This is a genomic window from Bradyrhizobium sp. SRS-191 (assembly GCF_024586915.1).
Lineage (GTDB): Bacteria > Pseudomonadota > Alphaproteobacteria > Rhizobiales > Xanthobacteraceae > Bradyrhizobium.
In genome coordinates this window covers 160,540-185,808 of sequence record NZ_JANBVS010000007.1, presented here as the reverse complement: position 1 = coordinate 185,808, position 25,269 = coordinate 160,540, and the positions used below count along the sequence as shown (strand labels likewise).

The 25,269-nt window shown below is 66.8% G+C and carries 23 protein-coding genes; 8 read left to right on the top strand and 15 right to left on the bottom strand.

Going from position 1 to position 25,269, the window contains the following annotated elements:
- Window positions 1-66 precede the first annotated feature (66 nt).
- Entirely contained in the window at window positions 67-1,032 is a 966-nt protein-coding gene (locus NLR35_RS15140) for an NAD(P)-dependent oxidoreductase (protein ID WP_257167329.1), read from the bottom strand.
- Window positions 1,033-1,057: 25 nt separating this feature from the next.
- Window positions 1,058-2,359 (bottom strand): Xaa-Pro peptidase family protein, encoded by a 1,302-nt coding sequence (locus NLR35_RS15135; protein WP_257167328.1) that lies wholly within the window; start codon window positions 2,357-2,359, stop codon window positions 1,058-1,060.
- Window positions 2,360-2,481: 122 nt separating this feature from the next.
- Between NLR35_RS15135 and NLR35_RS15130 the strand changes: the two genes are divergently transcribed.
- Genes NLR35_RS15130 through NLR35_RS15120 form a run of 3 tightly spaced genes read left to right on the top strand, consistent with a single transcriptional unit; the run spans window position 2,482 to window position 5,163 of the window.
- The gene (locus tag NLR35_RS15130) at window positions 2,482-3,543 is read left to right on the top strand and encodes a LacI family DNA-binding transcriptional regulator (RefSeq protein ID WP_257167327.1); all 1,062 of its coding nucleotides are present in this window, start codon (window positions 2,482-2,484) and stop codon (window positions 3,541-3,543) included.
- Between the two features lie 56 nt (window positions 3,544-3,599).
- Window positions 3,600-4,418 carry a CoA transferase subunit A gene (locus NLR35_RS15125; protein WP_257167326.1) on the top strand — a complete coding sequence of 273 codons (819 nt, stop codon included), beginning with the start codon at window positions 3,600-3,602 and terminating at the stop codon, window positions 4,416-4,418.
- A 1-nt stretch (window position 4,419) separates the two neighbouring features.
- A complete protein-coding gene (locus tag NLR35_RS15120) occupies window positions 4,420-5,163 on the top strand; it encodes a CoA-transferase (RefSeq protein ID WP_257167325.1) in 744 nt (247 codons plus the stop codon).
- On the opposite strand, the gene NLR35_RS15115 is transcribed toward NLR35_RS15120, so the two are convergent.
- Window positions 5,160-6,620, bottom strand: a complete 1,461-nt coding sequence (locus NLR35_RS15115; RefSeq protein ID WP_257167324.1) for an amidohydrolase family protein — start codon at window positions 6,618-6,620, stop codon at window positions 5,160-5,162. The two genes, NLR35_RS15120 and NLR35_RS15115, sit on opposite strands and share 4 nt — an antisense overlap.
- Before the next feature lie 228 nt (window positions 6,621-6,848).
- Between NLR35_RS15115 and NLR35_RS15110 the strand changes: the two genes are divergently transcribed.
- Entirely contained in the window at window positions 6,849-7,886 is a 1,038-nt protein-coding gene (locus tag NLR35_RS15110; RefSeq protein WP_257167323.1) for a zinc-dependent alcohol dehydrogenase family protein, read from the top strand.
- A gap of 291 nt (window positions 7,887-8,177) precedes the next feature.
- Here NLR35_RS15110 and glgA read toward each other — a convergent pair whose 3' ends face one another.
- The 10 genes from glgA to NLR35_RS15060 all read right to left on the bottom strand — a co-directional run bounded on the left by glgA (window position 8,178) and on the right by NLR35_RS15060 (window position 20,375).
- Entirely contained in the window at window positions 8,178-9,644 is a 1,467-nt protein-coding gene (glgA, locus tag NLR35_RS15105) for a glycogen synthase GlgA (protein WP_257167322.1), read from the bottom strand.
- On the bottom strand, window positions 9,641-10,906 hold the full coding sequence (glgC, locus tag NLR35_RS15100) for a glucose-1-phosphate adenylyltransferase (RefSeq protein WP_257167321.1): 1,266 nt from the start codon (window positions 10,904-10,906) through the stop codon (window positions 9,641-9,643). Before glgC ends, glgA begins: the two co-directional genes overlap by 4 nt.
- A gap of 204 nt (window positions 10,907-11,110) precedes the next feature.
- A complete protein-coding gene (locus NLR35_RS15095; RefSeq protein ID WP_257167320.1) occupies window positions 11,111-12,058 on the bottom strand; it encodes a carbohydrate kinase in 948 nt (315 codons plus the stop codon).
- A gap of 2 nt (window positions 12,059-12,060) precedes the next feature.
- On the bottom strand, window positions 12,061-13,704 hold the full coding sequence (locus tag NLR35_RS15090; protein ID WP_257167319.1) for an FGGY-family carbohydrate kinase: 1,644 nt from the start codon (window positions 13,702-13,704) through the stop codon (window positions 12,061-12,063).
- 29 nt (window positions 13,705-13,733) lie between these two features.
- Window positions 13,734-14,507: an SDR family NAD(P)-dependent oxidoreductase gene (locus NLR35_RS15085; protein ID WP_257167318.1), complete on the bottom strand. Its 774-nt coding sequence runs from the start codon at window positions 14,505-14,507 to the stop codon at window positions 13,734-13,736.
- A gap of 47 nt (window positions 14,508-14,554) precedes the next feature.
- Window positions 14,555-15,562 carry an ABC transporter ATP-binding protein gene (locus NLR35_RS15080; RefSeq protein ID WP_257167317.1) on the bottom strand — a complete coding sequence of 336 codons (1,008 nt, stop codon included), beginning with the start codon at window positions 15,560-15,562 and terminating at the stop codon, window positions 14,555-14,557.
- A gap of 15 nt (window positions 15,563-15,577) precedes the next feature.
- Complete coding sequence (locus tag NLR35_RS15075; protein WP_257167316.1) at window positions 15,578-16,408, bottom strand: carbohydrate ABC transporter permease; 831 nt, start codon at window positions 16,406-16,408, stop codon at window positions 15,578-15,580.
- A gap of 2 nt (window positions 16,409-16,410) precedes the next feature.
- Window positions 16,411-17,283, bottom strand: coding sequence for a carbohydrate ABC transporter permease (locus NLR35_RS15070; protein WP_257167315.1), 873 nt, complete (start codon window positions 17,281-17,283; stop codon window positions 16,411-16,413).
- 660 nt (window positions 17,284-17,943) lie between these two features.
- On the bottom strand, window positions 17,944-19,233 hold the full coding sequence (locus NLR35_RS15065; protein WP_257167468.1) for a sugar ABC transporter substrate-binding protein: 1,290 nt from the start codon (window positions 19,231-19,233) through the stop codon (window positions 17,944-17,946).
- Between the two features lie 194 nt (window positions 19,234-19,427).
- A complete protein-coding gene (locus tag NLR35_RS15060; protein ID WP_257167314.1) occupies window positions 19,428-20,375 on the bottom strand; it encodes a sugar-binding transcriptional regulator in 948 nt (315 codons plus the stop codon).
- 275 nt (window positions 20,376-20,650) lie between these two features.
- Here NLR35_RS15060 and NLR35_RS15055 point away from each other — a divergent pair, with 275 nt between their 5' ends.
- The gene (locus tag NLR35_RS15055) at window positions 20,651-20,962 is read left to right on the top strand and encodes a hypothetical protein (RefSeq protein ID WP_257167313.1); all 312 of its coding nucleotides are present in this window, start codon (window positions 20,651-20,653) and stop codon (window positions 20,960-20,962) included.
- On the opposite strand, the gene NLR35_RS15050 is transcribed toward NLR35_RS15055, so the two are convergent.
- A complete protein-coding gene (locus tag NLR35_RS15050) occupies window positions 20,944-22,569 on the bottom strand; it encodes a hypothetical protein (RefSeq protein WP_257167312.1) in 1,626 nt (541 codons plus the stop codon). The two genes, NLR35_RS15055 and NLR35_RS15050, sit on opposite strands and share 19 nt — an antisense overlap.
- A 241-nt stretch (window positions 22,570-22,810) precedes the next feature.
- Between NLR35_RS15050 and NLR35_RS15045 the strand changes: the two genes are divergently transcribed.
- The 3 genes from NLR35_RS15045 (at window position 22,811) to ubiG (ending at window position 24,698) form a co-directional block, all read left to right on the top strand.
- Window positions 22,811-23,221, top strand: coding sequence for a flagellar basal body rod protein FlgC (locus NLR35_RS15045; RefSeq protein ID WP_257167311.1), 411 nt, complete (start codon window positions 22,811-22,813; stop codon window positions 23,219-23,221).
- Window positions 23,222-23,494: 273 nt separating this feature from the next.
- The gene (locus NLR35_RS15040; protein WP_257167310.1) at window positions 23,495-23,890 is read left to right on the top strand and encodes a DUF4149 domain-containing protein; all 396 of its coding nucleotides are present in this window, start codon (window positions 23,495-23,497) and stop codon (window positions 23,888-23,890) included.
- A 25-nt stretch (window positions 23,891-23,915) separates the two neighbouring features.
- Window positions 23,916-24,698, top strand: coding sequence for a bifunctional 2-polyprenyl-6-hydroxyphenol methylase/3-demethylubiquinol 3-O-methyltransferase UbiG (gene ubiG, locus NLR35_RS15035; RefSeq protein WP_257167309.1), 783 nt, complete (start codon window positions 23,916-23,918; stop codon window positions 24,696-24,698).
- Window positions 24,699-24,742: 44 nt separating this feature from the next.
- On the opposite strand, the gene NLR35_RS15030 is transcribed toward ubiG, so the two are convergent.
- Window positions 24,743-24,928, bottom strand: a complete 186-nt coding sequence (locus NLR35_RS15030; protein WP_257167308.1) for a hypothetical protein — start codon at window positions 24,926-24,928, stop codon at window positions 24,743-24,745.
- Between the last annotated feature and the right edge of the window lie 341 nt (window positions 24,929-25,269).

Sequence of the window (25,269 nt, the reverse complement as noted above, 5' to 3'; positions counted from 1 at the left end):
GACGGCGCGAAGCGGCAGCGCGTTGACGATTGAACCCGGAATGACGTCCGTGGCGAATAGGTCGCGCTACCCCTCGGTCTCCAGCCCGGTCGGCATCGGCACGTTCTCCGGCTTCAGCTTGAGGCCGGCGGCGAGCGCCACGGTCTCGAGCAGCGCCGCAAAATCCTTCTCCAGATAGGCCGCGGGATCTGGTTGCAGCGAGGCGGCGCCGACATGGGCTTGCAGCGCCTCGCGCGTCGCCGCGGTCACCGGCATCGCGACATCGAGCTGACGCGCCGCCGACAAGCCGAGATCGAGATCCTTGCGCAGCAAGGGCGGCGTGAACGTCGTCGTCCAGTCGAGATTGACCAGCGCATTGCTCTTGTACTTCGTGAAGGTCGAGCCCATCACGCTCGCATTCATGAAGTCGAGGAAGGCATGGCGCGGCACGCCGGCCTTCTGCGCCAAAATGGTGATCTCGGCGAGGTTCTGGATCACGACGCCGAGGAAGACGTTGTGCGCGATCTTGCAAATGCGCGCGAGCTCGCCCTCGCCGACATAGGACACGCCGGAGACGGCGATCTTGGCGAGATAGGGCTCGATGACGTCGAACGCCGCTTTGGGACCGGACACGACCGACGACAGCTTGCCTGCCTTGACGCATTTGCCATTGCCGGACACCGGCGCCCGGACGAACGCGCAGCCAAGCCGCCTCAACTTCGCGTCGATCGCCTCCGACTGCTCGACGCCGATCGACGAGCAGTCGACCAGGATCTTCGGACGCGGACCGGAGCCCGACGCGACGAGGCCGCTGTCGCCGAAATAGACCTGCTCGAGATCCTTTCCGGTCGACACCATCGAGAACACGATGTCGCAGCCGGCGAGATCGCTCGCATGATCGACGATCACGCCACCCTTCGCCGCCAGCGGCTCGGCCTTCGCCCGGGTGCGATTGTAGATCGACACCGTGTGGCCGGCCTTCAGCAGGCGCTCCGACATCGGATAGCCCATGCGCCCCATGCCGATCCAGCCGAGCGAATGCGTCGCTGCCATCTGCGTTACTCCCTCTCAAATACGCTCAATAGCGGTTGGCGATCGGCAGCTCTTCCGCGGGGAACAGCGTGATCACCTGGCAGCCCTTGTCGGTGACCACGACCTCCTCCTCGATACGCGCCGCCGAGAAGCCGTCGGAGGCCGGGCAATAGGTTTCCAGCGCGAACACCATGCCGGTCTTGATCTCCATCGGATTGTCCAGCGAGACGAGCCGCGAGATGATCGGGCGCTCATGCAGCGCGAGGCCAAGGCCGTGGCCGAACTGCAAGCCGAAAGCCGCCATCTCCGAGGGGAAGCCGAACTCCTCCGCGGCCGGCCACACCTTGGCGACGGTGTCGGTCGAGACGCCCGGCTTGATCAGCGCGATCGCATTGTCCAGCCACTCGCGACACTGCTTATAGGCATCGTGCTGCGCCGGCGTCGCCCGGCCGACATTGAAGGTGCGGTAATAGCAGGTGCGGTAGCCCTGATAGGACTGCAGAATGTCGAAGAACGCCTGGTCGCCCGGACGCAGGATGCGGTCGGTGAAATTGTGCGGATGCGGATTGCAGCGCTCGCCGGAAATGGCGTTGATCGCCTCGACGTCGTCGGAGCCCATTTCGTAGAGCATCTTGTTGGCAAGCGCGACGATGTCGTTCTCGCGCACGCCCGGCTTCAAATTCTCGTAGATCGAATGATACACGCCGTCGACCATCGCCGCGGCCTGATTGAGCAGCATGATCTCGTCGATGTTCTTGATCTCGCGCGCGTCCAGCATGACCTGCTGGCCGTCGACCACCTTCATGCCGGCCTTCTGCAGCTCGAAGAACATCGCGGTTTCCGCGAGGTCGACGCCGACCGGCATGTCGGCCACGCCGGCCGATCGCAACAGGCTCATCACCTCCTCGGCATGGGCCTTCATCAGCCCGACGGCCGGCGGCACCGTGCCGCGCATGCCGAGCATGCCGGCGCGGCAGTTCTCCGGCGCCAGCCAGTCGCAGAAGATGCGATGGTGCACGGCGGCCGAGCCGAAATCCCACACGATCGGCTCGCCGTCGCCGGCCAAGAGCGCGAAACGACAGAGCTTGTCGCGCTCCCACTCGCCGATCTTGGTGCCGGAGACGTAGCGGATGTTGTTGACGTCGAACAGCAACAGCGCGCCGCAGCCCGAGTTTTTCAGGGCCTGGCGTGCCCGCGCCAATCGGTACCGCCGGAGACGATCGAAATCGACGCGGCGCTCGAAATCCACCGAGACATGGCCATGCGAGGGAATCGCCCGGCTCCAGCGCCAATGCGGATCGAGATGCTCGGGGCTCACCAGATGCGGCTTCAACGCGCTGGCTGTCATGTGGACGCTTCCCGTTCTGTTATTGCAATCGATTGCATATGCAGATTTATTGCACGCACGTTAAGGGTGTCAAGGTAAGACAGGGTGGAAACGTCGCTGCATTGCGACATCAGGGGCCGCACATGAAGCAGACATTGCGACCGGCAAGTGGCCTGCGGGCAACCGCGTCCGCACGCCCGACGATCAAGGACGTGGCCGCCCGCTGCGGCGTGCATCCCTCGACGGTGTCACGCGCGCTCAGCCCGGCGATGAAGCATCTGGTCGCGACTGAGGTCGCCGACCGCATCCAGGCCGCCGCCAACGCGATCGGCTATCGCCTCAACATGGCGGCCAAGGGTCTGCGCACGGGGCGCAGCGGCCTGATCGGCGTGCTGGCGCCTGACATCGCCGATCCCGGTTTCCCGCCGGTGCTCTCCGGGATTGCCGATCATCTCAATGCGGAGGGCTATGCGACGATCGTCGTCGACGTCGGCAGCAAGGGCTCGGAGCAGGATCTGGTCGATCGGCTGATCGCGCGCGGCGTCGACGGCCTGGTGCTGGCGACGGTGAGCCTGCGCGACGATGTCGTGAAGCATTGCCTGGACGCCGCGCTGCCGGTGGTGCTGGTCAATCGCGTCGATGCCGCCGGGCAGCTCCCGTCGGCCGCCAGTGACGACGCCGCGGGCATGCGGCTCGCGGTCGAGCACCTCGTCGCGCTTGGTCACAAGCGCATCGGCCATGTCGCCGGCCCGCAGGAGATCTCGACCGGCGCGCGGCGCCGCGCAGGCTTCGAGGCCAGCGCCAAGGATGCCGGCCTGCCCGCACGCCACACGCCGGTCGAGATCGCCGAAACCTACACGCGCGCGGCCGGCCGCGAAGCGGCGCTTCGCCTGCTGGCACGCCGCACCAGACCGACAGCGATCGTCGCCGCCAACGACCTGCTCGCGCTCGGCGTCTACGACGCGCTCGCCGCGCGCGGCCTGGCCTGCCCCGGCGATGTCTCCGTGGTCGGCCACAACGACATGCCGTTCGTCGACATGGTCTCGCCGCCACTCACCACCGTGCGCATCGCCCAGCGCGACATGGGCGAGGCCGCGGCGCGGCTGCTGCTCGCGCGGATTGCTGCGCCCGGAGCATCGCGCGAGCACATCGTGCTGGCGCCGGAGTTGATCATCCGCGGCTCGACGATCGCACGCGAGCACTGACAGGCGGGCGGCGCACCGCTACACTCGAGCTCAAAGCATAACAGGAGGATACGTCGATGACCGAGATGGTCAGCCTGGAGGCGCTCGTCGCATCCATCGCACCGGGACAATCGGTCGCGATCCCCGTCGACCGCGCCGGCGTCTCGATGGCCGCCACGGCGGCCATGATCGAAGCCGGCCTGACCGGGCTGCATCTCGTCTGCGTGCCCATCAGCGGACTGCAGGCCGACCTGTTGATCGGCGCCGGCGTGGCCGCGGTGGTCGAGACGAGCGCCGTCTCGCTGGGCGAGGCCGGCGGCGCGCCGCGTTTCTCGGCCGCCGTCCGCGCGGGCAGCATCACTTTGCGCGATGCCACCTGCCCCGCGATTCATGCCGGCCTGCTGGCCGGGCAGAAGGGCGTGCCGTTCATGCCGATCGCCGGCATCATCGGCAGCGACCTGCTCCAGGTCCGTCCCGACTGGAAGGTGATCGACAGCCCGGTCGGCGAGCCCGGCAAGGTGGTCGTGGTGCCCGCGATCACGCCCGACGTCGCGCTGTTTCATGCGCCGGAGGCAGACCGCTTCGGCAATGTCCGCATCGGCCGCTATCGCGAGCTGGCGACGATGGCCTACGCCGCCAAGCGCACGCTCGTCACCGTCGAGCGCATCGTCGAGCGCGACTTGATGGCGACCGAGGATTCCGCGGCGGGCGTGCTGCCGGGGCTCTATGTCGATGCCATCGCGGTGGCCGAGAACGGCGCCTGGCCGCTGCCGCTGTGGGACGAATACGAGACCGACGGCGCGGAGCTTTCGCGCTACGCCGCGATGGCGCGCACCGATGAAGGCTTCCGCGTTTATCTCTCGACGTTCCTGAGCCGCAGCAAGCAGGTGGCCTGACATGCAGGACGATCGCGCGCGCAAGGAGCTGCTCATCACCATCATCGCCGGCCTGCTCGACGGCATCCGCCACGTCGCGGTCGGCGCCTCCTCGCCGATCCCGGCCGCCGGCGCGATGCTGCTGCGCGCCCGCAACGACCAGCAGGGCAAACCACCGATCAAGATCTCGATCCTCGGCTCGAGCCGGCACAACTTCTTCACCAATGGCGGCGTCGAGCTGTTCGACTGCGCGGCGCAGGGCCGTGTCGACGCGTTCTTTCTCGGCGGCGGCCAGATCGACGGCGCGGGCAATATCAACCTGGTCGGCACCGGTGACTATCCGCGCATGGACGTGCGTTGGCCGGGCTCGTTCGGCTCGGCCTATCTCTATCACCTCATCCCGCGCGTGATCCTGTTCCGCGAGGAGCATTCGCCGCGCGTGCTGGTGCCCAAGGTCGACTTCGTCAGCGCCGCCGCCGTGACGCCGGAGGTGAAACGGCGCGGCGGGCCGCACGCCCTGCTGACGAACCTGGCGCTGTTCGATTTCGACCGTAACAGCGGCGGCTTCCGGCTGCGCTCGGTGCACCCGGGTTACACGGCCGAGGACGTCCGCGACCGCACCGGCTTCGACTACGAGCTGCCCCAGATCGTGCCGCCGACGCCTGCGCCCGATCGCGCCACTGTCGAGCTGATCCGCGGGCGGATCCTCGACGAGCTCGCCGAATGCTATCCGGAATTCGCGCGGTCGCTGGCTGCGGCGGCTTAGCTTACGCCCGCGCGCGTGATCACTTGGCCGGTGCGCGCGTTCTGGTGCGCGCCCTGCCACCAGGTCAGCGCACCGTTGACGATGACAGCGTCGATGCCGGCGGCCGGCACGCAGGGCTCGTCATAGGTCGCGCTGTCGCGCACGCTGGCGGCATCGAAGATCGTGATGTCGGCGTGGTTGCCGACCGCCAATGTCCCGCGGCCCTCGATGCCGAAGTTCTGCGCCGTCAGCCCGCTCATCTTCCAGACCGCCGTTTCCAGCGAGAACAATTCGAGCTCGCGGCAGTAGTAGCCGAGCACGCGCGGAAACGTGCCCCAGAGCCGCGGATGCGGCCGCTCGCCGAACGGCAGGCCGTCGGAGCCGATCATGGTCGGCTCGAAGGCGAGGATGGTCCGCACGTCGGCCTCGTCCATCGAGAAGTAGATCGCCGACGCCGGCTGCAGCCGCTTCGCCGCCTCGAGCCGGTCGACGCCCCATTCGGCGGCGATGTCGGCGAGATCACGGCCGGCGACTTCCGGATGCGGGCCGGACGCGGCGACCACGACCTTGACCTGCAGCTTGGCCGGATCGGTGTGCAGCATCGTCGACGACGCATTGTAGGGATAGCAGTCGAGCGCCACGCATTGGCAGCTCATCGCCTTTGAGATCAGCGGCAGCGTCTCCTTGGTGCGGCCGAAATTCGCCGGCCCCACGACCTTGTGGTGCGAGATCACGACCTGGACATCGAGCGCCTTGCCGATGGCAAAGCTCTCCTCCAGCGACTTGATCACGTCGTTGGCCTCGTTGCGCATATGCGTCGCATACACGCCGCCGCTGCCGGAGAGCGGGCGGCAGACCTCGATGATCTCCTCGGTCGGCGCCGCCTCGGCCGGCGGATAGAACGTTCCGGTGGAGACGCCGATGGCGCCGGCATCGAGCGCCTCCTGCACGTAGGCGCGCATCTCGGCAATCTCCGCGTCCGTCGCCGCGCGACCGAGATCGCTCAAGACGGAAGCGCGCAGAGAGGTGTGGCCGACCATCGCCGCGACATTCACCGCCGCCGGTGCGGCACGCAAGGCGGCGACGTAGTCCGCAAACGACGCATACTCCGCAACGCGCCCATCGCCCGGCGACAGCAGGCCGAGCGGCATCGGCCGCGGCGAGCCCGGCTTCAGCGGCGCGATGCTGACGCCGCAATTGCCCGTCACGACCGAGGTCACGCCCTGCGACACCTTGCAGGTCATCCCGGGATCCACCAGCACCGCGCTGTCGTCATGGGTGTGCGCGTCGATGAAGCCGGGCGCGACGATGCGGCCGGTCGCGTCGATCACGCGGCGAGCTTCACCTGCGACCTCTCCGATCGCGACGATGTGGCCGTCCTTGATGCCGACATCCGCCGTGAAGCGCGGCGCACGCGTGCCATCGATGATGGTGCCGCCGCGGATGATGAGATCGAAGGACGTCGGAGGATTGGTCATGTGGTCGGGTCTCGCTGGGAACCACAGAACTATCGAGGAGCCATGTCGGCGCGTCCAGCGTCAACAGCATGTCATCTGCGCCGGTCTGGTCCTCGTATCGACGCCCCCTGTCCCGTTTTCTGAGACACGGGATCGTGAGACGGATCGCGGCCGGCCTTGATACGCCTCAACGGCGCGCAACCTCGCTTGCGCCACTCTTCCTCCAGCAACCTTTGCGGAGGAGCACTCATGAAAGCCCTGGTCTACCACGGTCCCGGTCAGAAATCCCTCGACGAGCGCCCGAAGCCTGCGATCCTCGAACCCGGCGATGCCGTGGTCAAAATCCTGAAGACCACGATCTGCGGCACCGACCTCCACATTCTCAAGGGCGACGTGCCGACCTGCACGCCAGGACGCATTCTCGGTCATGAGGGCGTCGGCGTGGTCGATGCCGTCGGCAGCGCGGTGCGCGCGTTCAAGCCGGGCGACCACGTCATCATCTCCTGCATCTCCGCCTGCGGCACCTGCGACTATTGCCGCCGCGGCATGTACTCGCATTGCCGTCACGGCGGCTGGATCCTCGGCCACAAGATCGACGGCACCCAGGCGGAATATGTCCGGACGCCGCATGCCGACACCAGCCTCTATCACGTGCCTACCGGCACCGAGGAGGAGGCGCTGGTGATGCTCAGCGACATCCTGCCGACCGGCTTCGAGTGCGGCGTGCTCAACGGCAAGGTCGAGCCGGGCTCAAGCGTCGCGATCGTCGGCGCCGGCCCGATCGGCCTGGCATCGCTCTTGACCGCGCAGTTCTACTCGCCGGCCGAGATCATCATGATCGACCTCGACGACAACCGTCTCGAAGTCGCCACCCGCTTCGGCGCCACCAGCATCATCAACAACAGCGACGGCAAGGCCGTCGAGAAGGTCATGGCGCTGACTCAGGGCCGCGGCGTCGACACCGCGATCGAAGCGGTCGGCGTGCCCGCCACCTTCGTGACCTGCGAGGACATCATCGCGCCCGGCGGCATCATCGCCAATGTCGGCGTGCACGGCGTCAAGGCCGACCTGCATCTGGAGAAGCTGTGGGACCGCAACATCGCGATCACCACGCGGCTGGTCGACACGGTGACGACGCCGATGCTGCTCAAGACGGTGCAGTCGAAAAAGCTCGAGCCCAAGCGGCTGATCACGCATCGCTTCAAGCTGGATCAGATCCTCGATGCCTATGAGACCTTCGGCGCAGCCGCGAAAACGCATGCGCTGAAGGTTTTGATAGAGGCATGAGGCGTCGGTCGGGATGTATTGCGTTCCCATTGTTGCAGTCACTACTCGCGCGCGCGACATGGAACGCTTCGGCGACGGCAGTCTGCTCCCTCGCCCCGTTCTTCACGGGGAGAGGGTTGGGGTGAGGGGCAGCCACGAGCACCGACCGTGCGGAAAGCCCCCCTCACCCGGATTGCATCTTCGATGCAATCCGACCTCTCCCCGCCCTAGCGAAGCTTCGCTTCGCCCTGACGGGGCGAGGTAAGGGACGGAGCAAGCGGCGCGAAACTCGGGTCAAAAGCCGCTGGGCGTTCAACCCGCCGGACGCCGCTGCGCGACGATCTGCCGATACAGCTCGGCATAGCGCCCGGCGCGGTGCCGCCATGACACATCCGTCAGCATCGCGTTGAGCTGCATGCGGGTCCAGTTCGAGGCATTGCTGCGGGCGGCGTAGAAGGCTGCGGCGGCGCGGCGCAGGGTCTGGTCGAGCGCCTCGGCCGTGACGGCTGCGCATTTGAAACCCGTTGCGGCGACACCCGCTTCTGTCTCGTCGATCACGGTGTCGGCGAGCCCACCGACCGCCGTGACGATCGGCAGGGCGCCATAGCGCAGCGCGCAGAGCTGCGTCAGCCCGCACGGCTCGAACCGCGACGGCACCACCAGCGCATCGCAGCCCGCCTGGATCAGGTGCGCGAGTTGCTCGTCATAGCCGATGAGAACGCCGATCTGTCCGGGATGCCGCGCGGCCGCCGCGCGGAAGGCGTCGCGCAGCTCGGCCTCGCCGTCCCCGAGCAGCGCCAGCTGGATGCCGGCGCTGGTCAAGGTCGGCAGACAGGACAGCAGCAGATCGAGCCCCTTCTGCGAGGTCAGGCGGCTGACGACGCCGAGCAGGAAGGTTTCCGGCGAGACCTGCAAGCCCATGCGGGTCTGCAGCGCGGCCTTGTTCGGCGCCCGCGCATCGAGCTTCTCGATGCCGAAATGCGAGGTGATGGCGGGATCGCTGCCGGGATCCCACACATGGGTGTCGATGCCGTTGAGAATGCCGACGAGGTCCGACGATCGCTGGCGCAACAGGCCGCCGAGGCCCATGCCGTGCTCGTCGCTCTGGATCTCCCTGGCATAGGTCGGCGACACCGTGGTGATCTTGTCGGCGAATTGCAGCCCCGCCTTGAGGAAGCTGATGTCGCCGTAATATTCGAGGCCGTAGATCGAGAACGATTCCGGCGGCAGCCCGAGCGGCGGCAGGAAGTGGCGCGGGAAGCGGCCCTGAAACGCCAGATTGTGCACGGTGATGACCGTGCCCGGATGCGGACGATGGCTGTACAGCAGATAGGCGGGGATGAGCCCGGCCTGCCAATCGTGGCCGTGGACGATGTCCGGCACGAAGCTTGGGACAGCGCCGAGACCGATATAGGACGCCGCGCGCGCCAGCGCCGCGAAGCGGAACGGATTGTCCGGCCAGTCCTTGCCATCAGGCCCGAGATATGGATTGCCCTCGCGATCGTAGAGATGCGGCGCGTCGAGCACGAACAGGTCGAGCGCGCCATGGCTGCCGCCGAGCAGCCGGGCATTGCCGCCGAAGAAGTTCGGCAGCGAGCTGATCTCGCTGGCCTGCTCCAGCGCCTTCATGACGGCGGGATAGCCGGGGATCAGCGTGCGGACCTCGATGTCCTCCGCCATCAGCGCCCAGGGCAAGGCACCGGCGACGTCGGCCAGGCCGCCGGTCTTGATGATCGGATAGACCTCGGACGCAACCGACAGAACGCGCAATGGCGTCATGAATTGAGCCCGTCGATCATCTGCTGGGTGATCAGCGTCACGCCATTCTCCGTCGTCCTGAACCGCTTGGCGTCGAACTCCGGATCCTCGCCGACGACGAGCCCTTCCGGGATCTGCACGCCGCGATCGACGACCACGTTGGTCAGGCGCGCATGACGCGCGACATTGACGTAAGGCAGCAGCACCGCATTGTGCACCTTGGAATAGGAATGCAGGTGGGAGCCCGTGAACAGCAGCGACCGCTGCACCGAGGCGCCGGAGACGATGCAACCGCCAGAGACCAGCGAGCAGACCGCCTCGCCACGCCGGCCGTCATCGGCATGGACGAACTTGGCCGGCGGGGTGATCTCGGAATAGGTCCAGATCGGCCAGGCGCGGTCGTAGAGATCGAGCTCCGGGGTGACATCCGTCAGGTCGAGATTCGCGGCCCAGTAGGCGTCGACGGTGCCGACATCGCGCCAATAGCTGCGCGTATCATGCTCGGTGCGAACGCAGGAGCGGGCGAACTGATGCGCCACCGCGCGGCCGTTCTTGACGATGTAGGGGATGATGTCGCGGCCGAAATCATGGTTCGAGTTCGGGTCGGCGGCGTCGCGCTTCAGCTCGTCATAGAGGAACTTCGCGTCGAAGATGTAGATGCCCATGCTGGCGAGCGACTTGTCGGGCTTGCCGGGGATCGGCGGCGGATCGGCCGGCTTCTCGATGAAGTCGCGGATGGTCTCGTCCTCGTTGATGTGGAGGATGCCGAACCCCGAGGATTCCGCGCGCGGCGTCTCCAGGCAGCCGACGGTGACGTCGGCGCGCTGGTCGACGTGCTGCTGCAGCATCAGCTCGTAGTCCATCTTGTAGATGTGGTCGCCGGCCAGCACGACGATGTATTTCGAATTGTAGCTCTCGAGGATGTCGATGTTCTGGTACACGGCATCGGCCGTTCCGACGTACCACATCGTCTCCGAGACGCGCTGGCTCGCGGGCAGGATGTCGAAACTCTCGTTGCGCTCGGGGCGGAAGAAGTTCCAGCCCATCTGCAGGTGCCGGATCAGGCTGTGCGCCTTGTACTGCGTCGCCACCGCGATGCGCCGGATGCCGGAATTGACGGCGTTCGACAGCGCGAAATCGATGATGCGCGACTTGCCGCCGAAATAGACCGCGGGCTTGGCGCGCCGGTCGGTCAGCTCCAGCAGGCGGCTGCCACGTCCGCCCGCCAGCACGAAGGCCAGCGCGTGACGGGACAGCGGCTCGGTCCGTGCGGCGGGTGCCATGGTTCTCCTCCCTGCAACTCGTTGTCGCGTCATGATTTCAGTGGCGACCCCGACGCTCCGAGGCCACGACTGGTACTCTCATATGACGGGGAAACAGCCAACCAGTTCCCAATGCGGAGTGCAATGGGGAGCTTCAGCCCAGGTCTTAGATCCGAAGCGCTGCGACCCAAGATCCTTCAACTCAAGGTCCTCAGCTGAAGGTCCTCAGCTCAAATCATTCCAGACCGCGGCCATCTCGGCCCATCGTGGGGGATCGGCGCCTTCGCGCGTGCAGGTGACCGCGGCGCAACGGACGGCGAAGCTCAAGGCCTGGCGCAATTCCGCCTCGCGGAGCAAAGGCAGGTCAGCCTTCCGGATACGGCCGAGCTTGCTCAGCGCGAACAGCAGGGCGGCCTGAAAACTGTCGCCGGCGCCGATCGTGTCCACGACATCGACGGCCGGCGCCGGCACTTCGACAGCTCCGGCCTCCGCATGCCAGCCCAGTGCCCCCTTGGCGCCGCGCGTCACGACCACCACGCGGGTGCCGCGCGCGAGCAGCGCCTCGGCCCGAGCGGCATAATCGTCATGGCCGTGCAGATAGTCGAAATCGACATCCGACATCTTGATGAGGTCGGCCGTGGCCGCGAAGACGTCCATGCCCGCGCGATAGGCCGCCTTGTCCCGTACCAGGTTCGGCCGGCAGTTCGGATCGAAGGAGATCGTCACCGCCCCCTTCGCGGCCGCGATCATCTCGCGCGTCTCCCGCGCGCCCTGCTCGTGGATCAGCGTGGTCGAGCCGACATGGAGCGCATCGACATCGGCAAAGGGAATGCTGTCCGGGCGATAGGTCCATTTCCGGGCGGCAGTCTCGGCGTCGTAGAATGCGTATTGCGCCTCGCCGCCGACATGGCGCACGAAGGCCAGCGTCGTCTGGTCATCCCCACGCGTCGCCAACCGGAGATCGACCTGCGAGGCTTCCGCATGGGCCGCGATCATGGTGCCGAACAAATCGGTCGAAATGCCGCCCACGAAGCCGGTCGGCGCACCCAGCCGCGCCAGGCCGACGGCGACGTTGAGGCAGGAGCCGCCGACCACCGGCCGCAACGCGTCGCGTCCATCCGCCAGCCTCGCCGGCACGAAATCGATCAGCGCATCGCCGCAGCTCAGGATCATGGTCAGCCCTCCCCCGCTCCTTGCATCACGGAACGGCTGTCGCGATCAAGCGTCCGCAGCAGGCCATGGACGCGGCGCTTGCGGCGGTGGAAGCCCGCGATCTCGGGATCGGTCGGATCGCTGAGGCGCCCGAGCGTCGACATCGAAGCCATCGTTTCGCCGATCGAGCGGAAGGCGCCGCTGGCGACCGCCCCTAACATCGCCGCACCCAGCAGCACGGGCTCCTGGGTGCCGGGCAAGGCGACCGTCAGCCCGGTCGTATCCGCCATGATCTGGCGCACCAGCGGGCTGCGCGAGGCGCCGCCGGCCATCACCAGCGTCCGGCTGGCGACGCCGTTGGCGGCGAAGGCATCGATCACATCGGCCAGCCCATAGGCAAGGCCGCACAACCCCGCGACGAACAGCCGCTCCATCGCGCCGATATCGGCGTCGAGGTCGAGGCCGGCGATGACGGCGCGCGAATCCGGATCGGCATAGGGCGAGCGGTTGCCGAGAAACTCGGGAAGAATATGGATGTCACGCGCCAGCAGCGCGGCGGCGCCGGGATGGGTCGTGCGCGCCATGATCCGCTTTTCGAGGAAGCTGATCAGGTCGAGCCCCTCCGCGCGCGCGGCGGCAGTGGCCTCGGCCGCCGCCGGATGCGAGCGCAGCAGATGGTCGATCGCAGCGCCGGCCGCGGATTGGCCGCCCTCATTGAGCCAGAAGCCGGGCACCATGCCTTGGTAATAAGGTCCCCACACGCCGGGCACGAAAGACGGCGCGCGCGTGGTCGCCATGATGCAGGCCGACGTTCCCATGATGTAGGCGAGCCGCTCGCAGACATCGACATCGCCGCCATCAGCGGCGCGGCCGCCGATCGCCCCGATGCCGCCGGCATGGGCGTCGATCAGCGCCGCACCGACCGGTGTGCCGGCGACGAGGCCGAGCTCCGCCGCCGCTGACGCCGACAGACCGTGGCCGAGCGGCGTGCCGGGCGCGACGATCTCGGTGCCGATGCGCGCGTAATCCTCGCGGACAAAATCCTCGAGCCCGATGCGGCGGAAGTAGTCCGCGCTCCAGCGCGTCTCATGCGCGAGGTAGTTCCACTTGCAGGTGACCGTGCACATCGAGCGCGCCTGCGAGCCGGTGGCGCGCCAAGTGAGGAAGTCGGCGAGGTCGAAGAAATGCCCGGCGGAATCGAAGCTCGCGCGCAGATGCCGCTTCAGCCAGAGCAGCTTCGGCATCTCCATCTCGGGCGAGATCGACCCGCCGACATAGCGCAGCACCTCGTCCTGGGTCGCATTGATGTCGCGGGCCTCCGTGAGCGCCCGATGATCCATCCAGACGATGACATTGCGGGCCGACTCACCGGAGCCGCTGACGGTGACCGGCTCGCCCCGGGGATCGAGGACAACCAGCGAGCAGGTCGCATCGAAGCCGATGCCCTTGATCAGCTCCGGCGCGATCGCCGCTTCCGCCAACGCGGCTTTGACCGAGGCGCAACAGGCGCGCCAGATGTCGTCGGACGACTGCTCGACGACATCTCCGGCCTCGTGCCAGGTCTGGATCGGGTGCCGCGCTGCCGCAAGCAGGCGGCCCTGACAGTCGAAGATCCCGGCGCGCGTGCTGGTTGTGCCGACATCGACACCGACAAAGGCCCTGGCCATGTTTCGCTCCCGTCAATTTTGACGCGAGCTTACCAGCAAGTGTAGCCGCCATCGACAACGACGACGCTGCCGGTCATCAAACTTGCCGCTTCCGAGGCCAGGAAGAGAACGACCGAGGCGATCTCCTCGACCTGCCCCATGCGGGCCATCGGGGTTCCGCCGATCCAGGCGTCGTACATGCGCGGATTGCTCTTCACGAAGGCGTTGAGCGGCGTCTCGATGTAGGTCGGCGCCACAGCGTTGACGCGAATGCCGCGGGCGCCCCATTCGGCGGCGAGCGACTTGGTCAGATGGTGCACCGCGGCCTTGGAGGCGTTGTAGAAGCACTGCTCCTGCGGCTTGTTGACGATGAAGCCGGACATCGAGCCGATGTTGACGATGGTGCCGCTCTTGGCCGCCAGCATGTGCTTGCCGAAGGCGCGGCAGCACCAGAACGTGCCGTTGAGATTGACGTCGATCACGTTGAGCCAGTGCTCGTCGGTGACGGTCTCGGCCGGCGTCTCGCTGCGGGCTATGCCGGCATTGTTGACGAGGATGTCGACCTTGCCGTGCCGCGCCACGAGATCGTCGGCCACCGCGCTCACCTGTGCCGAATTGGTGACGTCCATCAGTGCCGTCTCGGTGCTGAAGCCCTTGGCCTTCATCGCCGCCTGCGCGTCCGCCGCGGCCTTGGCGTCGCGATCGGCAATCACCACATGCGCGCCCGCCTCCGCCAGCGCCTCGACGCAGGCAAGTCCGATGCCCTGCGCGCCGCCGGTGATCAAGGCGGTCCTGCCGTTCAGCTTGAATTTTTCCAGATACATCGTCGTGGTCCGTGGTTGTCGTTGACGTCCGGAGGGGACGTCACCTCTCATGCGAAGATGGAATGGCCGCTGTCGTCGAAGCGGTAGATGCGGTTGGGCTCGGGCCGCAGCGTCACGGCGTCGCCGGCGCTGAGGCGCTTCTCGCCGACGCAGCGCACCGTCAGCGTGCCCAGCGCGCCGGCGTCGACATAGAGGAAGGTGTCGCTGCCGAGATGCTCGGCGATCAGCACCTTGCCGCGCCAACCTTCGCCGCCGTCCTCGACGATGGCGATATGCTCCGGCCGGACGCCGATCGTGGTGGCGCCGCGCCGCGAAGCTTCCTCGCCGACGATGAAGTTCATCTTCGGCGAGCCGATGAAGCCGGCAACGAACAGATTCGCTGGCCGCTGATACAATTCGATCGGCGAGCCATATTGCTCGATGCGGCCAGCGTTCAGCACCACGATCTTGTCGGCCATGGTCATGGCCTCGACCTGGTCGTGGGTGACGTAGATCGCGGTGGTGCCGAGCTGCTTCTGCAGCCGCGTGACTTCGAGCCGCATCTGCACGCGCAGGGCGGCGTCGAGATTGGACAAGGGTTCGTCGAACAGGAACGCCTTGGGCTCGCGCACGATGGCGCGGCCGATCGCGACGCGCTGGCGCTGGCCTCCGGAGAGCTCGCGCGGCTTGCGGTCGAGATAGGGCGTGAGGTTCAAGGTCGCCGCGGCAGCCTCGACCTTCTGGTTGATCTCGGCCTTCGGCAGCCCCGCCATCTTCAAGCCGAACGCAATGTTGCCGCGCACGCTCATATGCGGATACAGCGCATAGGACTGGAACACCATCGACAGGCCACGCTTGGCCGGCGGCACGTCGACGACGTTGTTGCCGTCGATCAGGATGCGGCCGCCGGAGACGTCCTCCAGCCCCGCGATCAGCCGCAGCAGCGTGGTCTTGCCGCAGCCGGAGGGACCGACGAACACCACGAAGGCGCCGTCGGGAATGTCGAGATCGACGCCCTTGATGATGTGGACCGGCCCGAACGATTTCTGCACACCCTCAAGCGTGATCCGTCCCATGATTCAGCCCCTTTATTACTTCACTGCGCCGAAGGTCAGCCCGCGCACGAGCTGCTTCTGGCTGAACCAGCCGATGATCAGGATCGGCGCGATCGCGAGCGTCGAGGCCGCCGAGAGCCGCGCCCAGAACAGGCCTTCGGGGCTCGAATAGGAGGCGATGAAGGTCGTCAGCGGCGCCGCCTCCAGGGTCGAGAGGTTCAAGGTCCAGAACGCCTCGTTCCAGGCAAGGATCAGATTGAGCAGCAAGGTCGAGGCGAGCCCCGGGATCGCCATCGGCGTCAGCACGTAGATCAGCTCGCGCCCGATCGTGGCGCCGTCCATCCGTGCGGCTTCGAGGATGTCCTTCGGGATCTCCTTGAAGTAGGTGAACAGCATCCAGATCACGATCGGCAGGTTGCCGAGGCACAGGATGAAGACGAGCCCCGTGCGGGTGTCGAGCAGCCCCATGTTCTTGTAGATGAGATAGATCGGCACGAGCACGCCGACCGGCGGCATCATCTTGGTCGAGAGCATCCAGAGCAGGATGTCCTTGGTGCGCTTGGTCGGCGAGAACGCCATCGACCACGCTGCGGGAATGGCGATCAGCATCGCGATCAAGGTCGAGCCGCCGGCGACGATCAGCGAATTGAGCGCGTGATGCAGATAGTCGCTGCGCTCCTGGACCGTGACGTAGTTCTCGGTGGTCCAATGGAAGAACAGGAACGACGGCGGCGTCGCGAACGCCTCCAGCTCGGTCTTGAAGCTCGCCAGCACCATCCACAGGATCGGGAAGAAGATCACGAAGCCGGCGAGCCAGGCGCCGACCGTTGAGATCACGACATGACGTCCGGTGACCTTGCGCGCCATGGTCAGGCCTCCAGATTGCGGCCGACGATGCGGACCAGGAAGAAGGCGACGATGTTGGCGATCACCACGGCGACGAGGCCGCCGGCCGACGCCGTGCCGACATCGAACTGGATCAGCGCCTGCGAATAGACCAGGAAGGCGATGTTGGTGGTCTGCAGGCCGGGGCCGCCGCCGGTGGTGACGAAGATCTCGGCGAACACAGTGAGCAGGAAGATGGTCTCGATCAGGATCACCACCGTGATCGGCCGCGCCAGATGCGGCACCGTCAGATAGATGAAGCGCGACAGCGCGCTCGCGCCATCCATCTCGGCCGCTTCCTTCTGCTCCTCGTCGAGCGACTGCAGCGCGGTCAACAGGATCAGCGTCGCGAACGGCAGCCACTGCCAGGCGACGATGAAGATGACGGCGAGCAGCGGTGCGTCCGTGAACCAGTCGATCGGGGTCAGGCCCAGCGAGGTCGCGATCCACGCGAAAAGGCCGGACACCGGATGCATCAAGAGGTTCTTCCACACCAGCGCGCTGACCGTCGGCATCACGAAGAACGGCGCGATCACCATCAGGCGGATGAAATTCCGGCCGATCACCGGCTGGTCGAGCAGGATCGCGAGGGGAATGCCGAGGCCGATGGTGAGCAGCAGCACCGAGCCGACCAGCACCAGCGTGTTCTGCAGCGAGGCGAGGAAGGCGGGATCGGTGAGGAAGTACTCGAAATTCTCCAGGCCGACGAAGCTCTCGGAGCCGGGATCGAGCAGGCTGTAATGCAAGGTCGAGAAATAGATGGTCAGCGCCAGCGGCACGATCATCCAGATGAACAGCAGGATGACGGCCGGCGACATCAGCGCCCGCGCGAGCAGTTGGGTTTGTCGGGTGGCCATTATTGCTGTCCGTCTGCTCGATGAACTGCTTGCTTGATGAAAATCGCCGTTATTGCGAGCGAAGCGACGTGTCCGCCGTCGTTCGAACAACGAAGGAGAAGGCAATCCAGGAGCGTGCGCTGTACTCTGGATTGCTTCGTCGCTTCGCTCCTCGCAATGACGACGGATGGTTTTGCGAGTGCATCACGGAGTCCAAACCTTACCACTTGAAGCTCAAGAGACGGGCGTGGTGCCGGTGAATGCGCCCTCTCCCCTTGCGGGAGAGGGCATCGCCAGCCCTTCCGCGTACGCAGTCGGGTGAGGGGTATCTCTCCGCGAGCTCCATTTGTGGGGAGATACCCCTCACCCAACCGAGCTTGTTGCGCTGTCATACATGCCCTCTCCCGCCCTGGCGAAGCTACGCTTCGCTTTGGGGGAGAGAGCGCAGTCATGCACACCGAGCCCGTGCCCGGCTCATCAAATCCGTAGGGTGGGCAAAGGCGCGAAGCGCCGTGCCCTCCATCTTCGATCTTGCCGTGGCGCGGTGGGCACGCTGCGCTTTGCCCACCCTACGGGTCGCGTCTACGCGAGAGAGAAAATGCGGCCATCCCTTGTGGGGAGGGATGGCCGCCAGTGATCAGCTCGGGAGGAGTTTGGTGTCGAGCTGATGACCCTGCGCGCCTACTTGATGTAGCCGGCGCGCTTCATCTCGCGTTCGGTGGCGGATTGCGCCGCGGCCAAGGCCGCATCGACCGTCATCGAGCCGGCCAGCGCCGCGGAGAACTGCTGACCGACAGCGGTACCGATGCCCTGGAATTCCGGAATGGCGGCGTATTGCACGCCGACATAGGGCACCGGCTTCACGGTCGGATGGCTGGGATCCGCCGCATCGATCGAGGCCAGCGTGATCTTGGCGAACGGCGCGACCTTCAGATAGTCCTCGTTCTTGTACAGCGAGGTGCGCGTGCCCGGCGGCACGTTGGCCCAGCCTTCCTTCGAGGCGACGAGCTTGGTGTAGTCCTTGCTCGTTGCCCAGGCGATGAACTTCTCGGCCGCATCGACCTTCTTCGAGCCGGCGGGAATCGCGAGATTCCAGGCCCACAGCCAGTTGGCGTTCTTGCCGAGGCCGGTGTTCGGCGCCAGCGCGAAGCCGACCTTGTCGGCGACTTTCGACTCCTTCGGGTTGGTCACGAACGAGGCCGCGACCGTGGCGTCGATCCACATCGCGCATTTGCCGGAGTTGAACAGCGCGAGGTTCTCGTTGAAGCCGTTCGAGCTGGCGCCGGGAGGACCGGCTTCCTTCATCAGGTCGACATAGGTCGACAGCGTCTTCTTCCATTCCGGCGTGTTGAACTGCGGCTGCCATTTCTCGTCGAACCAGCGCGCGCCGAACGAGTTCGACATCGCGGTCAGGAAAGCCATGTTCTCGCCCCAGCCGGCCTTGCCGCGCAGGCAGATGCCGAACGTGCCGGCCTGCTTGTCGGTGAGCTTCTTGGCGGCGTCGATCACGAAGTCCCAGGTCGGGCTCTCCGGCATCTTCAGCCCGGCCTTGTCGAACAGATCGGTGCGATACATCACCATCGAGCTCTCGCCGTAGAACGGCGCGGCGTAGAGCTTGCCATCGACCGACACGGCGTCCTTGATCTTCGGCAGGATGTCACCAGCGTCATAGTCCGCGCCGAGCTTGTCGAGCGGCACCAGCCAGTTCTTCTTGGCCCAGATCGGCACTTCGTAGGTGCCGATGGTGAGGATGTCGAACTGGCCGCCCTTGGTGGCGATGTCGGTGGTGACGCGCTGGCGCAGCACGTTCTCTTCCAGGGTGACCCACTTCACCTGGATGTCGGGATTGGCCTTGGTGAATTCGCCGGTCAGCCCCTGCATCCGGATCATGTCGCCATTGTTGACGGTGGCGATGGTCAGGGTCGTCTCGGCCGATGCAGGCAAAGCAGTAAGCAGCGTGGCGGCGCCCATCAGGGCGGCAAGCGTACGCGTGCGAGTGAAGATGGTCTTCACGGTCTCCTCCCTTCCCGTGTCTTTTGAACATATGCTCACGGGCTGAGCTGATGTTCACAACAACGGTCAGACTTTGTCAAGCATGCGTTGTCGCGCACAGGTTGTGCGATGCGAGAGATGGAGGTCCTGAGATTGAAAAGCGGCGATCGGGCCTACGCCAGCACGGCGCGCGCGGTGGCCTCGTCGGTGATCAGGCCGTTGATCAGCCGCCCGCTCAGCGCGGCGCGGATGGCAGGGATCTTCGCCGGGCCGAGCGCCGCCGCGATGGTCATCGCGCGCGCCGGCACGTCGGGCGGAATGCTGGTCAGGCGGCGGTTGATGCCGGCATCGATCACGCGCCCCCTGGCGTCGAAGGCCCAGCCGGTAATCTCGCCGATGGCACCCAGCCGCATCATCTCGGTGAGTTCGTCGCGTGTGACGAAGCCGTCGACATGCATCTGCGCCTTCTGATCCATCTGGCCGAGGCCGACCAGCTTGAGATCGGCCTTGTCGGCGACCGCCTTCACCTTGGTGATGGCGTCGAGCCGGACCATGCGGTCGCGCTCGTCCTCGCTGCCCATCAGGAACGGCAGCGGCATCGGATAATGCCGCGCGCCGGTGCGGTCGGCGAGCCGGCCGACGGTGTCGAAGAAGCTGGCGGAGCCGTCGGCCAAGATGTTGCCGACCAGCGAGACGATCTGGTGCTCGGGCCGATCGATCGGCGTCACCCGCTCGACGGCAGCGCGCACCGCGCGCCCCGTTCCGAGGGCTATGATGACCGGCGTCTCAGCGCGCAGGGTCGTCTCGAGCAGATTGGCACAGCGCTCGGCGATCCCCGCCGCTCCCGTCGGCGCGGCCGGATCGGTCGGCACCACCTCGCAATGCACCAGCACGAACCGCTCCTTGAGCTGCGCGGCCAGCGCCATGCAGGAGGCGATCGGATGTTCGAGCCGGAAGGTGATCAGCCGCTCGGCAAGGCACAGCGACACCAGCCGCTGCGCCGAGGCGCGCGACACCTGCAGCATCCGGGCGATCTCGTCCTGGGTATGGCCGGCGATGAAATACAGCCAGCCGGCGCGGGCGGCGTCGTCGAGCCGTGATTTGTCACTGTCGCTGGCCATGACGCCGCGCGGTCTCCTTTCCGATCTCCCGTCACGCGCCGCGCGCGAGCGTGGCCAACACTATGGCATGGCCGTCAGGGGCTCGGGAACCACGCCCCGCGGCCGTCCCCAGGCCAGCTCCTGACGCCTGGCTCGACCAGATCATATGCTCTGATCATGAGCAATAGCCCGGTGTGCACCGAAGGCCCTCTCACCGCGCGGAACCTCGCCGGCCGCACGGCGGCTGCGCGTCATCGGAGGATGTCGGGCACGACGTGGCCGCTTAGCTGCAAGGCATGGCTTTCCCCCGCATCATCCGGCCGCCTCGCCCTGCTCCCATCTTCGTCTGCCGCAAATGCCTGAAGCGCAGCGACGACGCGAAGGACATCAAGACGGAAATCAAGCGCGCCGCAAAGCGCGCGGGCCCGTCCGGCGGCAAGCCTGCGCGCACCATCATGACGAGCTGCTTCGGCCTCTGCCCCAAGCGAGCGGTGGTGATCACAGCCGGCGTCCGTGCGGCACATGGCGAATATGTGCTGGTCTCACAGGCCGATGACGTCGCGGACGCCTTGGCGCTGCTGCGCGAGGATCAGAACGGATCGTCCTGAAGCTCGTCGTCTTCGTCGTCGCGGGCCAGGCACGCGACCGTCCGCTCGGCGATGTTGCGCATCAGCCCGATCTCCGCGAGATCATGCCCGTCGAGCACCGCGCGGGCGATCACGGTAAGTTCGGCCCAGGCAGCCCAGTCGTCGCGCGGTCCCTCGCGCATCCACAGCGCCGTCATCGCGAACAGCTCGGCCCAGCGCGCCCGCTGCGCGCCGATCGCACCGTCGTCCTGCAGCAGCTTGGCGGGAAGCTTCTCGCGCGCGCGGTGGCTGGCGCTCTTCACCTTCTGCTCCAGCTCGGCATCGTCCTCGAACCAGGAATCCTCGATGCCGTCGAGCTCGGCGAGGTCGCCGCTGTCCGCCAGGGCCATCGCGATCTCCTCGGGCGCGCGCAAATCGTCCGGCAGGTCGGCGATGAGCTCGTTCAGGAGTTCGCGGACATCAATCGCGGCCGGTTGCCATTCGGCGCCGCCGATCGTCTCGGCGACCTGCAACAGCCCCGCCGGCGGCACCTCGCCACGCCTGACGGTGAGCCCCAGATGATGACCGATCATGCGGTCGACAAAGCTGCGGCTGACATCGAGCAGCGGCCCGTGCGCCGCCAGACCGGCCATGATCTCCTTGACGTCCTGGAGCGGCTGCGGATCGCTGACCATCGCCTCGGAGAGCCCGTCGCGGGTGAAGATCGTCGCGATCCGCTGGGACTTGCGGTCGGCGGGCGACAGCGCCAGCAGCAGCTGCGTGCCGGCGCCGTCGGTGGCGCTGGATTTGAGCTTGTCGACCGCCCCCTTCGCCCAGGGCGCGCAGGCCACGCCGGCGGCGCGCACCTTCTGGATGATCGCGTCGATCTCGGTGCGCTCGCGCTCCGGCCGCCAGTTGCGCATCGCGATGACACGGCGGAGATCGACGGGCGACAAGGTCGAAGCCTGCTCGACCAGCGCCGCCGCCGCGGCCTTGCGGACCGCCGCGCTGCCGTTCTGCAGGAACAGCACCGCGGCCGCACGGGCCTCCGGCTGCTCGTTCTCTGCCAGATGGATGGCCAGCGCGATCTTGGCATCGTCCGGCATCAGATGCGCGCCCTCGGCGAAGGCGGTCACCACCTGGAACGGATCGCCGCCACAGGCCTCGAGGATGTCGTCGAGCACCGAGACGATGTCCTCCGGTAGCCCATCCTCATCATCCTCGTCGCCGAGCTCGGCCGAGGCGGCGGTGAGCTCGGGAGAGGCCGCGATCCCGGCCTGCTGCAAGGCGCCGCCGAGATAGGCGAGCAGCGTGCCCTCGATCTCCCCGCCCTTGGCCCGCGCCGCCAGATCCGACTGGAAGCGCGCGATCAGCTCGGAAGCATCCTTGGCGCCGCGCTTGGCCCTTTCGTTCAGCCCGGCGAGCAGCATCTGCAGCAGGAACAGATAGCCGATGCCGAGCGCCTCATCCTCGCCGGCCGGCGGCATGTGGCGGCACACGCCCTCGGCGGCGGCGAAGATCTCCGTGGAGTGGGTCAGCAGAAAGCGCTCGAGCTCCGGCGTCGGCTGCGGCAGCCGCCCCTTGGCGAACCCGGCCGCGAGCTTCTTGGCATGGTCATCGAGACCGGCTTTTGCACTCGTCTTGGCCATGAGAGATCTCCCTTGCCGGCGGATTTACCGCGAAAGGCGGCCCATCGTAAGCGCGGCCCCGCGCAATCCACCGTGAAGAGGCCGCAGCCGATCGCCTGCGCGGGCGGCTCCGGTGCGCGCCGGGGCCGGCCGAGTGGTGAATGAAACCTTGCTTGCGTCGTTCAAATGCCGTCACCGGCCTTGACGCTTGCTTCGCAGGCGCTGGGGTTATCTGCCATGTCCCACGCGTCAGCAAGCAGCCATGAGCCCCATCGCCTCCAACGCAGTCTCCGGCATGAACGCGGCCTCGCGGCGGATCGAGGTGTCCGCTTCGAACGTCGCCAATGCGATGAGCACCGGCGCGCTGCCGAATGCCGACGGCACGCTGCCGGCGGGGGCGCCAAAGGCCTATGATCCGCTCGCGCTGGTGCAGAGCGACGTCGCCGGCGGCGGCACGCAGACCACCATCACCAAGGCCGGCAACGGCACCTCGGCGAGCTACCAGCCCACGGCGCCGTTCGCCAACAAGGACGGCCTCGTCGCCGCCCCCAATGTCGACCTCGCCCAGGAGATGATCAGCCAGCTCGTCGCCAAATACAGCTTCGCCGCCAATGCGCGCATCCTCAAGGCGAGCGACGAGATGAGCCGCATCGTCATCGACATGAAGGTGTAGAGCGTAGCTGCTCCGTCCCGAGACGTTTTCGGTGATCAAGAGCGCCTCGTCCTGTTGCCGCTGCAAGCGTCCGCCCCTCGCACCGACCGCGCGTCCCGCAGCCTGAGGGGCCCGCTTTCACGCAGCCGTGATGCCGGACCGAGATCCGCCGGCTGACCGCCGGCGTAGCAGCAGGGTGAGCCCCTGTTCTTCATCATCAGCCGCGATGCGATCACCGGCGCAGCCACGCTGTGCGGCCGGTTCGCGGGTCACGCGTCGGCTGAGGCGGAGCCCATGATCAACGCCGCAGCCCTGCTCATCACCTCGCTGCTGTTCGGCGGCATGACGCTGTTCTCGTTCGGCTTCGCGCCGTTCCTGTTCAGCGCCCTGCCCCTCGAGACCACGCGCACGCTGATCCGCCGCGCCTTCCCGCATTTCTATCTGTTCGTCATCGCCACCGCGGCCGCCGCCGGCCTGCTGGCGCTGACCGGCGACGTGCTCGCCGGCGGCACGCTGGTCGCGATCGCGCTGACCGCTGTGCTGGCGCGGCAGGTGCTGATGCCCGCGATCAACCGCGCCACCGACGCGGGCGAGAAGCGCCGCTTCGCCCGCCTTCATGGCGCCTCGGTCGTGCTCACCTTGATCCATATCGTGCTGAGCGGCGGCGTGCTGCTGCGCCTCGCGCAGTGAGGATGCCGGCGGAGAAAGGACAGCCATGCTCTACAAGGATGCCGTGAAGCCCGCCTTCGCCGCGACCGCCGAGGGATCCTCGACCGTCGACCCTGACGAGATCGCGCGGTTCTCGCGGCTCGCCGAGGAATGGTGGAAGCCGGACGGCGCGTTCAAGCTGGTGCACGCCTTCAACGCCGCGCGCGTGCGCTATCTCTGCGACCGCCTGCCCGCGCTGGTCGGCCGCGATCCCCTTGCGAACCTGCCGCTGGCCGGCCTGGAGATCATCGACGTCGGCTGCGGCGCCGGCATCGTCACCGAGCCGTTGTCGCGGCTCGGCGCCAAGACGCTCGGCATCGACGCCGCCGAGCGCAACGTGCTGGTCGCCGCCGACCACGCGCGCAAGCAGGGCGCCGATGTCTCCTACCGCCACGCGCTGCCGGAGGACATCGCCGCTGAAAACGAGCAGGCCGACATCGTGCTGACGCTCGAGGTGGTCGAGCACGTCGCCGATCTCACCCGCTTCATCGGCCATGTCGCCGCTCTCGTGCGCCCCGGCGGCATCCTCGTGATCGGCACCCTGAACCGCACGCCGATTTCGTTCGTGAAGGCGATCATCGGCGCCGAATACATCCTCGGCTGGCTGCCGCGCGGCACCCATGACTGGCGCCGCTTCGTCAAGCCCGCGGAGCTCCAAACCCTGCTCGCGCCGCATCGCTTCATGCCTGTGGAGACGGTCGCCGTCGAGCTCAACCCACTGACGATGCGCTGGCGCATCGGCGGCCGGCCCTCGACCAACTATCTGCAGATCTATCGCCGGATGCCGTGAGCTGAACGGGACACAGCCGTCGCACAGGCCCTCCTCACCGAGCCCTAGTGCGAGAGCACCGCGATCAGCCAATGAATGAAGGTCGCCCCGCCGACCGGCGCGACCACCAGCATCACCATGTTGAAGCCGAGCAGCGCCAGCAACAGCCGCTCGCGGCGCGGCGACATCAGCCGCTTCGGCCGCTCCGGCTTCGGCTCGTGCGGCCAGTATCCCGGCAGGTCGACGAACATGGCACCTCCACATCATCTCCCAACGCGAGAGCGCCAGGGATGGATGACCAGCCGCGATGCAACGCCGTCACAAGCCTAGCACGCTCACGCGCTGATCGCGAGCCGATCCTGTCCGCGACCGGCCTCCTGCCGCGCGGCCGGCACCCGCGGCTCCGCGCGGGGTCCGCCGCAAATGTCGTGCGCCCTCTATTGTTTTGCCCGACACTTCGGCGAGAGCATCGGCACGTTCGACCATGGCCAATTGTGCCAGCGCCCATCGTCGTCGACGCAAGCGGAACCCGCCGGCAGTGGGTTCGTCGTCGCGTCCGCAGATGCTTCAAGCGCGGCAAATCGGTGGTCGA